Source organism: Flavobacterium sp. MR2016-29 (genome assembly GCF_015350695.1).
In the GTDB taxonomy this organism is placed as follows: Bacteria; Bacteroidota; Bacteroidia; order Flavobacteriales; family Flavobacteriaceae; genus Flavobacterium.
On record NZ_JADKPU010000005.1, the window covers coordinates 78,763 to 93,715 of the forward strand.

12 protein-coding genes are annotated in these 14,953 nt (G+C 34.0%); 3 read left to right on the top strand and 9 right to left on the bottom strand.

The genetic code is table 11. The annotated features are described in order from the left end of the window. Nucleotides 1-66 precede the first annotated feature (66 nt). The 5 genes from IR010_RS12715 to IR010_RS12735 form a co-directional block, all read right to left on the bottom strand. Complete coding sequence (locus IR010_RS12715) at nucleotides 67-1,506, bottom strand: TolC family protein (RefSeq protein WP_029272838.1); 1,440 nt, start codon at nucleotides 1,504-1,506, stop codon at nucleotides 67-69. After that, nucleotides 1,499-4,666: an efflux RND transporter permease subunit gene (locus IR010_RS12720; RefSeq protein WP_194604351.1), complete on the bottom strand. Its 3,168-nt coding sequence runs from the start codon at nucleotides 4,664-4,666 to the stop codon at nucleotides 1,499-1,501. The genes IR010_RS12715 and IR010_RS12720 overlap by 8 nt, the downstream gene beginning before the upstream one ends. Before the next feature lie 134 nt (nucleotides 4,667-4,800). Then, nucleotides 4,801-5,883, bottom strand: a complete 1,083-nt coding sequence (locus IR010_RS12725; protein ID WP_029272836.1) for an efflux RND transporter periplasmic adaptor subunit — start codon at nucleotides 5,881-5,883, stop codon at nucleotides 4,801-4,803. Nucleotides 5,884-6,058: 175 nt separating this feature from the next. Next, nucleotides 6,059-6,442 carry a hypothetical protein gene (locus IR010_RS12730; protein WP_029272835.1) on the bottom strand — a complete coding sequence of 128 codons (384 nt, stop codon included), beginning with the start codon at nucleotides 6,440-6,442 and terminating at the stop codon, nucleotides 6,059-6,061. A 259-nt stretch (nucleotides 6,443-6,701) separates the two neighbouring features. Then, nucleotides 6,702-7,106 (bottom strand): GNAT family N-acetyltransferase, encoded by a 405-nt coding sequence (locus tag IR010_RS12735; protein ID WP_029272834.1) that lies wholly within the window; start codon nucleotides 7,104-7,106, stop codon nucleotides 6,702-6,704. 173 nt (nucleotides 7,107-7,279) lie between these two features. Between IR010_RS12735 and IR010_RS12740 the strand changes: the two genes are divergently transcribed. Beyond that, nucleotides 7,280-7,843, top strand: coding sequence for an outer membrane beta-barrel protein (locus IR010_RS12740; RefSeq protein WP_194604353.1), 564 nt, complete (start codon nucleotides 7,280-7,282; stop codon nucleotides 7,841-7,843). Between the two features lie 35 nt (nucleotides 7,844-7,878). On the opposite strand, the gene IR010_RS12745 is transcribed toward IR010_RS12740, so the two are convergent. The 4 genes from IR010_RS12745 to IR010_RS12760 form a co-directional block, all read right to left on the bottom strand. After that, entirely contained in the window at nucleotides 7,879-8,493 is a 615-nt protein-coding gene (locus tag IR010_RS12745; RefSeq protein ID WP_194569904.1) for a tetratricopeptide repeat protein, read from the bottom strand. A 152-nt stretch (nucleotides 8,494-8,645) separates the two neighbouring features. Then, nucleotides 8,646-10,517, bottom strand: a complete 1,872-nt coding sequence (locus tag IR010_RS12750) for a M1 family metallopeptidase (RefSeq protein ID WP_194569906.1) — start codon at nucleotides 10,515-10,517, stop codon at nucleotides 8,646-8,648. A 230-nt stretch (nucleotides 10,518-10,747) separates the two neighbouring features. Continuing rightward, nucleotides 10,748-12,328: an NADP-dependent glyceraldehyde-3-phosphate dehydrogenase gene (locus IR010_RS12755; RefSeq protein ID WP_194604356.1), complete on the bottom strand. Its 1,581-nt coding sequence runs from the start codon at nucleotides 12,326-12,328 to the stop codon at nucleotides 10,748-10,750. Nucleotides 12,329-12,403: 75 nt separating this feature from the next. After that, a complete protein-coding gene (locus IR010_RS12760; RefSeq protein ID WP_029272829.1) occupies nucleotides 12,404-12,715 on the bottom strand; it encodes a rhodanese-like domain-containing protein in 312 nt (103 codons plus the stop codon). Between the two features lie 386 nt (nucleotides 12,716-13,101). On the opposite strand from IR010_RS12760, the gene IR010_RS12765 reads away from it, so the two are divergent. Next, nucleotides 13,102-13,743 carry a Crp/Fnr family transcriptional regulator gene (locus IR010_RS12765; RefSeq protein WP_194569910.1) on the top strand — a complete coding sequence of 214 codons (642 nt, stop codon included), beginning with the start codon at nucleotides 13,102-13,104 and terminating at the stop codon, nucleotides 13,741-13,743. 208 nt (nucleotides 13,744-13,951) lie between these two features. Beyond that, nucleotides 13,952-14,734, top strand: coding sequence for a sulfite exporter TauE/SafE family protein (locus IR010_RS12770; RefSeq protein WP_194604359.1), 783 nt, complete (start codon nucleotides 13,952-13,954; stop codon nucleotides 14,732-14,734). Nucleotides 14,735-14,953 lie beyond the last annotated feature (219 nt).

A 14,953-nucleotide genomic window follows, 5' to 3' on the forward strand; every position in this document is an offset into this window, starting at 1 on the left:
CCAAAAAAAACCTCCCAGAATTTTACTTCTGAGAGGTATCCTACTAATAACTATTAAAATGGTATTCTACTTCCAACCGCCGCCTAGGGACCTGTAAACATGAACCGCCGCATTCAGTTGTTCTTTTTTAGTATCGATCAATTCTAATTTCGATTCTAATGCATCACGCTGTGTCATTAAAACTTCAAAATAATCTACTCTAGCCGATTTAAATAAATCATTAGAGACATCAATTGAGGTGTTTAATGCATCAACCTGCTGTGATTTTAGATCATAGCTTTTTTGCAGATTATCGATCTTAGAAAGCTGATTAGACACTTCTAAATAAGCGTTTAAAATAGTTTTATCATAATTATATAAAGCTTGAAGCTGTCTTGCATTTGCACTAGAAAACTCAGCTTTGATTGCATTTCTGTTGATAAGCGGCGCCGCTAAATCTCCAGCTAAAGAATATAAAATCGATTCTGGAAACGTAAACAAGTAAGATGGCTTAAAGGCTTGTACTCCAAAAGCTGCAGAAATATCCAGTGAAGGGTAAAATTCAGCTTTGGCTACTTTTACATCTAGTTTTGCAGCGATCAATTCTAATTCTGCCTGTTTTACATCAGGACGATTCATTAATAATTGAGATGGAATTCCAGCGCTCACTGAAGCTGGCAGCAACGTTAAGAAGTTGGTGTTTGTTCTCTTAATTTCCTGCGGATAACGGCCTAACAAGAAATTGATTTTATTCTCCGTTTCTTTTATCTGCTGTAAAATATCAAACTCTAAACTTTTTGAAGTCAGAACTTCTGCTTCAAACTTTTTAACACCTAATTCTGTTGCTCTTGCAGCCTGCTTTTGAATTTTCACGATTTCTAAAGCGTTTGACTGCAAAGTAATTGTTTGTTTTACAATATCTAATTGGCTGTCTAAAGCTAATAATTCATAATAATTATCAGCGATCTCAGAGATAAGATTTGTAACCACAAAGTTTTTACCTTCAACTGATGCTAAATATCTGCTTACCGCTGCTTTTTTAGAATTGCGCAGTTTTCTCCAAATATCTACTTCCCAGTTTGCATACGCTGCAATTGTAAAATCGCCAAGCGGATCCGGAGTTTCTATACCTGGTTTAATTTCAGTAGTGGCATCACCAGCACCTTGGCTGGTATACCTTCCTACTTTTTCAACTCCAGCTCCGGCACGAATACCAGCAGATGGCAATAAAAGTCCTTTACGAACTCTAACATCATTCTTTGCTATTTCTATTTCCTGCAGCGTCATGTTTAATTCCTGATTGTTTTTCAGGGCTACATCAATCAAATCAACAAGGTTTTGATCTTTGAAAAATTCATTCCACTTTACAGCTGCTGTAGTAATTGTATCCTGAGCTTTAGCAGTACCAAATGCTTCAGGAACTGGTGTACTGGTCGTTGCAGTTTCTGCTACAGGAGCTTTACAGCTCGCTACAGCAAGGCAAAGACCTAATGCTACACTATATTGATATATTTTTAATTTAGACATGATTGTTATCAATTTCTTCAGTTAATGGATTCTCTTCTTCATGTTTCACCAGTTTGTGTTTCTCTGCAATTTTGGCAAAAATGTAATACAATCCTGGAATTACAAATACTCCACAAATAGTTCCGATAAGCATACCTCCGGCAGCTGCAGTACCAATTGTTCTGTTACCAATTTTACCAGGACCGGTAGCAAATGCAAGCGGTAATAATCCTGCAATAAAGGCAAATGAAGTCATCAAAATAGGACGGAACCTCGCTTTAGCTCCTTCCATTGCTGACTCAAGTACAGATTTTCCTGCTGCATGTCTCTGTATGGCAAACTCTACAATCAGAACGGCATTTTTACCCAATAAACCAATAAGCATTACCATGGCAACCTGAGCGTAAATATTATTTTCTAGTCCAGCAACCTTCAATAAAAGGAAAGCTCCAAAAATACCCGCTGGCAATGATAAGATAACTGATAAAGGCAGAATAAAACTTTCGTATTGAGCTGCTAAAACCAAGTACACAAATCCCAAACAAATCAAAAATACCCAAATTGCCTGATTACCTTGTGCAACCTCATCGGCAGAAATACCTGCCCAGTCAATGTCATATCCTCTAGGTAATTTTTTTGCCGCAACTTCCTGAATTACTTTAATTGCAGTTCCTGAACTATATCCTGGAGCTGCACCACCACTAATCTCAGTAGAAGTATACATATTGTGTCTTGTAATTTCAGAAAGACCATATACTTTTTCTAATCTCATAAAAGCTGAAAAAGGAACCATTTCATCACGATCATTTTTCACATAAAGCTTTAAGATATCATCTGGCTGTGCACGGTATTCTGGTGCTGCCTGAACGATTACTTTATAGTTAATTCCGTATTTGATAAAACTAATTTCATAGTTACTACCCACAAGAGTTGACAAAGTGTTCATCGCATTTTCGATAGAAACCCCTTTTTGCTGTGCCAAATCATTATCAACTTTCATCATGTACTGAGGGAAACTCGCACTGAAGAAACTAAATACGTTTGAAAGCTCTGGACGTTTGTTCAATTCTTCAACAAACTCTTTATTTACAGCTTCCAATTTTTTAAAATCACTAGTTCCTGTTTTATCTAACAGACGAAGCTCAAATCCTCCAGCTGCTCCATATCCTGGTACCGCCGGCGGTTGAAAAAATTCAATATTAGCTCCTGGAATATCTTTTGATTTTTCTTCCAGTTCTGTCATAATCTCCTGTACAGATTGTTTACGATCGTTCCAATCTTTTAAGTTGATCAAACAAGTACCTGCGTTAGATCCAGTACCTTCAGTCAAAATTTCATAACCTGCTAATGAAGAAACTGATTTTACTCCTTCCACACCTTCAGCAATTTTTTGCAGTTTCTCAGCAATATTATTTGTTCTTTCTAATGATGAACCTGGAGGTGTTTGAATAATAGCGTAAAACATACCCTGATCCTCATTCGGAATAAAACCTGATGGAACTGTGCTGCTGATCAACCATGTTCCTGCGCAAAAACCTAGAAGCGCAATAATAGTAACAGCTCTTCTGTTTACAATTTTACCTAATAAATTTTGGTATTTGCCTTGTGCAAGGTTAAACTTGTTATTGAAACCATCTATAAATCTATTTACTGGTGTTTTCTTTTTAGGCTGATCGTGATTGTTTTTTAACATCATCGCACAAAGTGCCGGTGTTAGAGTTAAAGCCACAATACCTGAAAGTATAATTGCAGTTGCCATTGTGATAGAAAACTGTCTGTAGAATACTCCAACAGGTCCTGACATAAATGCAACCGGTACAAACACCGCAGCCATCAAGAAAGTAATCGCAATAATTGCCCCTGCAATTTCGTGCATCGCTTTTTTAGTCGCTTTAAATGGCGAGAGATGTTCTTCCTCCATCTTGGCGTGAACGGCCTCGATAACTACGATCGCATCATCGACGACGACCCCAATTGCTAAAACCAAAGCAAATAATGTAATTAAGTTTAATGAAATATCAAAAAACGTCATGAACACAAAAGTTCCTACTAATGAAACGGGAACAGCAATTGCTGGAATAACCGTAGAACGCCAGTCTCCTAAGAAAAGGAAAACTACTAATCCTACCAATATAAACGCTTCAATCAAAGTGTGAATTACTTTTTCGATAGAGGCATCTAAGAATTTAGAAACGTCATATGAAATTTCATAATCCATTCCTTTTGGAAATTTCTGCTTAATTTTTTCCAGTTTAGCTTTTACGTCTTCAATAACCTGGTTTGCATTACTTCCAAAAGATTGTTTCAATACAATCGCTGCAGAAGGTTTTCCATTTAAGTTCGAATAAATATCATACATCGAACTTCCAAACTCTACTTTAGCAATATCTTTCAAACGTAAAAGTTCACCATTGCTAGTTGATCTTACAACGATATTCTCATATTGTTCTTTGGTTGTAAAACGTCCAGAATATTTCAATACATATTCAAATGCTTGAGAACGTTTACCAGAACTCTCACCAGTTTTACCAGGCGAAGCTTCTAAACTCTGGCTTGATAATGCTTCCATTACCTCATCAGCAGATATTTTATAAGCTAGCATACGATCTGGTTTTAACCAAATACGCATTGCATATTCACGTGTTCCTAAGATATCTCCAGATCCAACTCCATTTACCCTTTTCAATTCTGACAATACATTAATATCGGCATAGTTGTATAAGAACTTCATGTCGGTATTTTTATCAGTACTGTAAAGATTCACATACATCAACATACTTGGTACCTCGCGCGTAATCTTAACCCCTTCTCTTACTACTAATGGAGGTAATTTATTTGTAACCGAAGCCACACGATTCTGAACGTTAATTGCAGCCTGATTCGGATCTGTACCTAAGTTAAAAACGATCTGAATACTTGCTTCACCATCATTTCCTGCATCAGAAGTCATATATTTCATTCCAGGAACTCCGTTTAAGGCTCTTTCTAGAGGAATAACTACAGATTTGATCATCAGCTCACCATTAGATCCAGGATAATCCGCCGTAACGTTTACCATTGGAGGAGAGATGGACGGAAACTGGGTAATCGGCAAACTCATAACCGATAATACCCCTAAAAAGACAATTATAAGCGATATTACTATCGACAGAACTGGTCTTTGTATAAATTTATTAAACATCTATTTATTTTTTAATGATTAAACTAATTGGAATTTGCAATTGTCTTAAGTTTAAGATTTTAAGTTTTAAGTTTGAGATTCAGCGCGAAACTTGAAACCTAAAACTTGAAACCTGAAACACCTAAAACAAAACTTTACTCCGCTTTTAATCGTAAATTATTGATAACCTTTGAAGGAGCGATGTAAGTGAAGTTGATCTTATCATTCTCTTTTACTTTCTGAACTCCTTCCAGCAAGATTTTATCATTTTCAGTAAGACCGCTGCTTACAACGTATAAATCTGGAATTTCGCCTGTAATAGTAATTTCTTTAGAACTTACTTTATTGTTTTTGTCAACGATAAAAACATATTTTTTATCCTGAATTTCGTAAGTCGCTTTTTGCGGAATTACAATAGCGTTTTTCAACGGAACAAGCATTTGTACTTTTCCAGTTTCACCGTTTCTTAATAGTTTATTTGAATTAGGGAATCTTGCTCTAAAAGCAATATTTCCTGTTTCATTATTAAATTCACTTTCGATCACTTCTACATTTCCTTTTTCTTTAAAAATGTCGCCATTCGCTAAAAGCAAACTCACATTATTACCAGCGCGGTCTTTTACATCAGTTTGATATTGAAGATATTCTGGCTCAGAAACGTTGAAGTATGCAAACATTTGACTGTTGTCTGAAAGGCTTGTCAATAATTCACCTTCATCGATAAGACTTCCTAATTTTAATGGAATTCTATCAATAGTTCCGTCAAACGGTGCTCTGATTTCAGTAAATGATAAATGAAGTTTTGCCAAAGCAACTTCAGCTTTTGCTGATTGCAATTTTGCTTGAGCCACACTCAATTCGTTTTTAGAAACGATGTTTTTATCGGCAAGCAATTTAGAGTTTTGCAATTCAATTTCTACTGATTTTTGTTCAGCCTGAGCTTTAAGTAATTCAGCCTGATACATGTTTGGCATAATTTTGAACAACAGCTGGCCTTTTTTTACAAACTGTCCTTCATCGACAAAAATGTTTTGTAAAAACCCTTTTTCCTGGGCACGGAGTTCGATATTTCGAACAGATTTTATCTGCGAAACATATTCTTTTGTAAACGAAGTATCAATTCTTACCGGATTTGTAACGGTAAATTTTTCAGCTTCTTCTTTTTCTTCTTTTTTAGTTGTACAACTAGTAAGGCACACAAGGGCAAATAAGCCTGTGAACAAGATAATTCTTTTCATGATTTTATTGGAAATTAAGCGATTGAATGCTTGGAATACAGTGATTCCTTTAGATGAAAAAATGCATCGGGCAACCTTTGTTATAACTTAACTTTCATACAAGAAGAAGTAGAAAAAATATACATCAACAAGATATGCAGGATTACAACTTAAGTAACCGATGTATATTGGTAAATCAAATTCTTAAAACGCGTTGCGTAATATATATAGGATTTGATTGGCCACAAAATGGCACGAAGATTTTAAAACGATTGTAATCATTTGCTGCATTCTGACTTGAGAACGTCAGATACCAGCTGTCAAGCAGGCTGTAGTTTGCTGCATAAAACTTATTCGTAAGTCCATCATTAAGATCACCTCCAAGATATTCTTCCTCAAGATCAATATCTGCAGCATCTTCAATAACGGAACTGCCTTGATCTTGATTGGTGAATTTCACTCGGTGCTTTTTCTCAAAAGTATGAAGATGAGAATTGTGTAAAGTACCGGCATTAAGATATTGACCTCCGCCAAACAGAAGCAAATTCATGAATACTAAAAATACTATTAACTTTCTCATTTGGGTGCGAAAGTAATAAAAGATTGCAACAAAAAAAATAAAATAAGAAAGTCTTAACATGAAGAAATTAGCGAAAACGTTTTCTTTTTTTTAGCGTCCTCTATTTCATAATTAAATTGATGTTTTTATGTTAAAATCGCATAAAAATATAATTTGAAAGTGGAATTTCATCCTTGCTTTAAATTAGTCACAAAGAAATGAAGCAAAATCATAAATATCTAAGGCTGTACATTTTATTATGTAATTTTCAGCCTATTTTCTAGAGCAAAATTTCCATTATAGTAAATTCTTGTCCTTTTTTAATAAACGTTCTAGAGGTATCAACCATTCCAAATTTCTCATAAAATGATTTTTTATTGGTTCGAGCGTTGCACCAAACTTTTTTCATTTTTCTTTCTTTAGCATACTCAAAAATAAATTTTAGCAATTCTGCTGCGATTCCTTTTCCTTGAAATTTTTCTAGTGTAGCTAATTTTCTAAACTGCATTTCTTCATCAGTAAAAAAACAAGAAACTATAGAAACTAGTTTTTCATGATCAAATACTCCAAAGTGAAATCCTACATTGTCTTCTTCCAGCTGAACAAAATTAAAAGGCTGATCAGGCCACATTACTTCATGCCGTATTTGCCAAGTTTGTGAAGCTTCAATTTTTCTAATTTCCATTAAATACCTTTTTTTTAAAAACAAATTTAATCATTTTACAGTTTTGAAAATTTTCAACACTCAACATCACAGTTGTCTAATTATCAAAAACATATACTAAATAAATAAGATAAATCTTTCGAATCTAATTTTTAATATTTAATTTTATGGAATTAACTGCCAATAAATTCATTATGAAAAAATTCATTTTAGCCCTTTTATTAGGTATTAGTGTAAATGGTTTTGCACAATTAATACAGTTTGGACCACAAGTTTCATACAATATAACCTCGCCAATTACAGATGATTTTAACTCAAAAAGTTCAGGAACAGGAATGGGAGTTGCCGGATTTGCAAGAGTGAATTTATTGCTGTTTTATGGTCAAGGTGAATTTGGTTATGCGAAATCTAAATTTAGTGTTTCGCAAACCGGAATTGGCGAAACTGAATATGAAGTTTCTGGAACCGATGCGACTTTAATTGTAGGTTTTAAAGTGGTTCCTTTAGGAAAGCTGGGCAATATTCGCATTTTTGCAGGATACAATTGGAAAAATTACTCGGATATAAATGCAAATAACAGCCTTAATTATATTGCGCTAGAACGCAATAACAGCAGTATTCTAGGCGGTATTGGGGTTGACTTATGGAAACTCACTATCGATTACAGATACCTAGCCGGAATTACTGATCTTGATCCGTCAGGGAGAGATGTTAAAACCGGAATCTCAAATATTTCATTGGGATTTAAGTTTTTATAAATTAAAAAAGGGAATCACCATTGATTCCCTTTTAATTATTTTACTCTAGTATAAAAGTGTTCCAGATTGTCACTGGTTATTTTTTGAACTCCAGTATCATCTTTTTTGGCAATATTAATTACATGCAATGTATTTGAATCCTCACTCAGCAAACAACTCCAAATAGTTCCGTCAGAAAGAATGACATCTGAAAAAATAGCATCTGAAGCATCCTTATTGTAATAAACTAACGCTTCTGAATGTAGTAACTTTTTCGTTTTTGTCTCTTTATCCACTTCATAAAATGAAATCTGATTTTGAGTAATTTCGACAAATTCATCAATTTCTTTAGTAGAATTATCCGTCGCTGTAGAAGACCAAACGGGTTTATCTCCAGCCATTTTCCAAGTTCCGATGGCTTTATCCAAAATGTTTTTCCTTAAAATAATTTTTAAGGAATCTACTTTTTTGATGGACTCTCTGCCTACTTCGTTTTCGGGTTTAATTCTAGATGCTACAGAGAACAAATCAAGTGCTTTTTTAAAGTCTGCTTTTTTATAACAGGATAAAGCAAGATCATATCTGCTTTTCTGAAATGCGATTTTCGGATCGTTTTGAGCAAAACTTTTAAAACAAAGCAATAAAATAATGAGAATTAGGGGCTTTTTCATTAATTGCGAGTTTTTAAATTTCTGCAAACATAACTTTTAAATTCCATACTATTTTACGGAATTCCATATTTTCTTACTAAAATAAAAAATTATAAAAAAAACCATCTTATTCTATTGAAAAAGACGGTTTTATATATATTAAATAAAAAAAATTACTTTACTGACCAAGAATTATTTGCTGGAGTTGCATCCATAAAAATACCTCCGTCAACTGTAATTTGTTTGATTTGTTTTTTGCTTTTTACTTCAATTGTTGCCAACTTTTGATTGGCTTGCCAAACAGCCGGTGTCTGGTGAATTGTTTCTGTTGAATTATCTGCGTAAACGATATTTACGTCAAATGGAATGGCGAAACCACCAACATTTTCAATTGAAACCGTATTTTTTGCAACACTTTTTACTGAAACATCAATATAGTTGTTGGTAAAAAACCAGTTATTGAAAAACCAGTTCAGATTTTTTCCTGATGCCGAATTAATAGAATTAAAATAATCCCACGGAATTGGGTGCTTCCCATTCCAATTTTCCATGTATGCGTGTAATGCTTTTTTGAATAAATCGTCTCCTAGCAAATCTTTTAAAGCGATATACGAAAGAGATGCTTTACCATATGAATTATTTCCATAACCTGCATCTGAAACTTGAGATGACATTGAGATTATCGGCTGATCTTCTTCTGTTGAAGCATCGTTGATATATTGTTTAACACGAAATTCTTTGTAGAATTTATCTGCTGCTTCTTTACCGTGTTCAGCAATTCCAATTAAATATTCAAAAGTAGTAGCCCATCCTTCATCCATAAAAGCATAACGCGATTCATTAATTCCCATATAAAAAGGAAAATAAGTATGCGCTACTTCATGATCCTGAACCAATTGTGCAAAAACAGGATCTCCCATTTGAGAGTCGTTACACATCATTGGATATTCCATATCAGCAAAACCTTGAAACGCTGTCATTTTAGAAAACGGATACGGAACTCCCGGCCAATTGTTCGAAAACCAATCTAGTGCATATTGATTGTTTTTTACTGAATTAACAAAATCAGTTCCTTTTACATCATATGCAGCCTGAACACTCGCCCGACGATTTGCTTTTTTGTCTACTACAACACTGCTTGCATCCCATAAATAATGATCGCTAAGTCCGAAACAAACATCTGAAATATTTTTAGCTTCAAATTTCCAAACATTCCAATCGTTTTGTTTGGTTACTGCACCGCTTTTCATTTCCTGCTCGTTGGCAATATGCAAAACTTCATCCGTTGTGTATGATTTTTTTAAACGCGCTGCAAACTCTGGATTTAAAACCTCATCTGGATTTAATAAATCTCCCGTTGCGTACACCACATAATTTTTAGGTGCTTTTACAGAGTAGCTATAATCATTAAAATCATTATAAAACTCCTGGCGATCTGTATGAGGCAATCTGTCCCATTTGTTGTAATCATCAAAAACAGAAACACGCGGATAACTGTACGCTACAAAAAATGTAGTTTCATCAATTTGTCCTTCTCTTCCGCTCTCTTTTGATAAAGGATAATTCCAATCGATATTTATAGTTACTTTAGAATGCGGAGGAACTGGTTTTTTCATTTTTATATTCCCTACTGTTGCCCATTTTCTTCCGTCTTCTTTATAAACTTCATCTGCAATTTTAAGTGAAGTAATAGTTAATCCGTCACTTAAAAAATCTGGATTTACATTCCCGCTTCTTGGTGAGGAGGGTTTATGAAGATTATTTACAAAACGAATAGGCAGATTTTTTAAGGTATCACTGCTGTTGTTTTCATAAACAATAGTTTCTGTTCCGCTTACAATTTTTGTTTTGGCATCTACGGTAATTTCCATAGTGTATTTTCCATGATTCTGCCAATAATTTTTCCCTGGTTTTCCGTCCATAGAACGGGTTCCTTTTTCGTAAGCATTTTTTATATTTCTAGGCATATATAGCTCTTGAGCAAAGCTATTTTGTGCTAAAAACAAAAATGCAATTAACAATAATTGAACTGTTTTTTTTTTCATAACTGGTTTTAAGATTTTGATGATTTATAGTGATTACAATATTAGAAGAGTTTTTTAACTTTTTGTTACATCTGTTTAAAAAATAAATTCCAAATTTAAAATTCCAAAGTATAATTTTGAACGAAATCTTAGAACCTTATTATCTGAGTGACTCAGCAACTTTAAAAAGAAAAACCGTCTTACTCTAAAAAGAAAAGACGGCTTCTACAATTAATATATAACCTTGATAACTACAAAATATAATCGGTATTAATGAAATTAGATTCTTTGCTGTTTAGCAATTCCTGCAAAATTTCATTATTGTAAGCGATATCTTTTGAGGCTACGAACGTACGAATTGAGAAAGAGCGCAATGCATCAGGAATACTTAAAGTTCCTACGGCAGAATCTTTACGCCCTGTAAATGGGAAAGCATCAGGACCTCTCTGGCAAGAACTGTTGAGGTTTACTCTGCAAACTAAATTTACTAATGAATCGATAAGCGGTGCCAAAGTTTTAATGTCTTTTCCGAATAAACTCACTTGCTGACCATAGTTTGACTCGGCCATATCTTCTAGAGGTTCATCAATATCTTTAAAAGAAATAATAGGTACTACTGGACCAAATTGTTCTTCATGATACACTCTCATTTGCTTATTTACTGGATATAAAACCGCCGGAAAAATATAATTATCGGTATGTTTTCCTCCTTTTTCGTTTAATATTTTTGCTCCTTTTGAAGTTGCGTCGTCAATTAAACCTTGAATATAGGCTGGTTTATCAGTCTCTGGAAGCGGTGTCAATGAAACGCCGTTTTCCCACGGATTTCCAAATAATAATCCGTCTACTTTTTCAGAAAAACGTCTGTTGAATTCTTCTATAATTGATTCGTGAACATATAACACTTTTAAAGCTGTACAGCGCTGTCCGTTGAAAGACAAACTTCCTGCAATACATTCCTGAATCGCCAAATCTAAATCGGCGTCTGGTAAAATAATCGCCGGATTTTTAGCTTCTAAACCTAAAATCAAACGCAGCCTGTTTTTATTTGGATGCTGATCCTGCAAAGCAATCGCCGATTTACTGTTACCGATTAATGCCAAAACATCAATTTTTCCAGATTTCATAATCGGAGAAGCCACTTCACGGCCACGTCCGTAAACGATATTAATAACTCCTTTAGGAAAACTGCTTCTAAAAGCTTCTAATAAAGGCGAAATACATAAAACACCATGTTTTGCTGGCTTAAAAATAACCGCATTCCCCATAATTAAAGCAGGAATCAGCAAAGAGAAAGTTTCATTAAGCGGATAATTATAGGGCCCGAGGCACAAAACAACGCCAAGCGGTCCGCGGCGAATCATTGCATTTACACCCTGCACTTTTTCAAAATGCGAACTGCGTCCGTTTAATTCCTTATAGCTGGCAATAGTATCATAAATATATTCAACCGTTCTGTCAAATTCTTTTTGAGAATCGCCAAGGTTTTTTCCAATTTCCCACATCAAAAGTTTTACCACTTCTTCGCGGGTTTCTTTCATTTGCTTAACGAAATTTTCCATGCATTTAATGCGGTCAGCTACTTTCATAGTAGGCCATAAACCTTGGCCTTTATTGTAAGCAGTGTTTGCGGCATCAACCACTTCAGCGGCTTCTTTTTCTGCCATGAACGGAATCGATCCTAATAAAGTCGGCGTGTATTTTTCTGTAGAAGAAATAGTCGAAAAAACAGGTGTGGTTTGCCCTGTCCATTTTTTTAATTCTCCATTTACAAGATAAGTATCTTGATTTATAAGCGTACTAATTTGAAATTCTTCGGGTATTAAACTCATAATCTGGTAATTTATATTTGGTTATTAATAGCATATTAAACGAAAAAAGAGGCTTTTTTATGCCTCTTTTTCTTTTTATGGATTCACGGTTTCCCCTTCCCAGTCCAGAATTCCACCAAGCAGATTATAGGCATTGTTAATCCCTAATTCATTCATAATCTGACATGCTTTAGCACTTCTAGCTCCAGAACGGCAATACACATAGTAATTTTTATTTTTATCTAATTCTTCGATTTCATAAATAAAACCTTGACCTTTATTGATATCAATGTTTAAAGCATTTTCAATATAGCCGTCATTAAATTCGTCTTCAGTTCTTACGTCAAGTATAACTGCATTTTCGTCAGCGTTTAACTGAGCAACCCAATCTTCTTGTGATAAATTCATAATATGTGTTTTTTGTAAAATTACGACGTTTCTATTAATTAAAAACGTGCCAAATGCGATTTCGATTATTATTCTCAGAAAACGTTTTAGAGAAAGGATTATAATCAGTGAAATACAAATTTACTTACTATTTTTAAAAATATAGTCTATAAACTCGATCGAAAATAGGATTTTTTCATTTTCATAAAAAGGATCTTAAAATAGTTTTCTGATAATTAATGCCAATTCAATCTACTATCTTTGTAATAAATTATATGCTTTAATATTATTTTGACAAAAGTGCTGCAAATAATCAATTTGCAAAAATTAAATTAAATGGTGACAAAATAAAAACCTGCGATAATCTGTTCAATACGTAAATCTGTGCTTCATAATACTATAAATCAATGCAAAATTCATTAAAAAACATATTTCCTACTTTCTCTACAGAACTTATTTCGACTATCGAAGAAAACGGAAGTGCGCAAGATTTTGAAGCCGGAACGATTTTAATGCGCACGGGACAGTACATCAAAAACACGGTTTTGATCACCAAAGGAAAAATCAAAATTTATCGCGAAGGCGAAGATGGCGGCGAATTTTTAATGTATTATTTACAACCTGGTCAAGCCTGTGCAATTTCGATGATTTGTACTGCCAAAAGCGAAAAAAGCCAAATCATGGCAAAGGTCGTAGAAGATGTCTCCGTCATGATGATTCCCTTGCAAATGATGGACAAATGGATGATGGAACACAGATCTTGGTACGAATTTGTTATAGAAACTTACAGAAGCCGTTTTGAAGAAGTACTGGAAGTTGTCGATAATATTGCTTTCCGCTCTATGGATGAACGTTTAGAATTTTATTTAAAAAGACATTCTGATGCCTGTGGCTGTTCTGAAGTAAAACTTTCGCACCAAGAAATCGCAACCGAATTAAACACTTCACGGGAAGTCGTGTCAAGATTACTCAAAAAAATGGAACAGCGAGGTTTGGTCAAATTAAACCGAAACCAAATTGAGTTATTAAACACGAATTACACGGATTAACACTAATTTTTTTTGATTAAACCATTAAGATATTAAGATAATTAAGCTTACTTTTTTACCTCTTAATTTACTCAGGAAAAATTAAGCGCTGCATCTTCATTAACTTAATATCTTAATGGTAAAATTATTTTTTATCAATATTCTCTTCTGTGATAAATGTTACTGTAGATTCATAATTTCCGAATCACCTTTGTAAAAAATAAATACAATGGAATATTTAGGATATTTTGCTTCAATCATTATCGGAATCTCGCTTGGCTTAATTGGCGGTGGCGGTTCTATATTGACGATTCCTATTTTAGTGTATTTATTTAAAGTAAATCCGGAACAGGCAACATCTTACTCTTTATTTATTGTGGGTTTAACCGCTTTGTTTGGCAGTTACAGTCATTATAAAATGGGAAATCTTAAATTAAAATCGGCATTGTATTTTGCGATTCCATCTGTAATTTCCATTTTGATTATACGTGAAGTTATTTTTCCACAAATTGCTTCGACCTTATTTTCAATAGCTTCTTATTCTGTTTCAAAAGATTTTTTGATCATGATTATCTTTTCTGTTTTGATGATTACCGCAGCAATTTCGATGATTAGAAAAAGCCAGCCCAAAATTAAAGCAGAAACCAATTATATTCAATTAAGCATAATAGGTTTTGTTGTCGGAATTATAACAGGATTTCTTGGCGCCGGAGGTGGATTTTTAATTATTCCTGCTCTTTTATTTTTCGCTAATTTACCTATGAAACAAGCAGTAGGAACTTCGTTATTAATCATCACAATCAATTCTTCTATAGGTTTTGGGGGTGATTTATACATCGGAACTCCAATAAATTATCCTTTTTTATTAGGTGTTTCTGTAATGGCGCTTTCCGGAATGATTATCGGAAGCCAGCTTTCTAAAAAAATTGACGGAACTAAATTGAAGCCTATCTTTGGCTGGTTTGTTTTGGTTATGGGATTTTATATTATTACAAAAGAAGTTTTGTTTTAAGATTATTCCTCTCGCAGATCTGGCAGATTCAGAAGATTTTTTTTTATTAGAAATAGAATCTTAATATTTTGGGCGTTTCCTCCGGCCGGGCTATCCGCTATATCTTTTCCTTGCTAAAGAAGCAAGAAAAAGGATACCGCTTCTATCCCTAACGCAAACATTGGGTTACAAGTATTTTAATTTCAAAACCGTATCTGTTTTCATTTCTTTACTTATGAA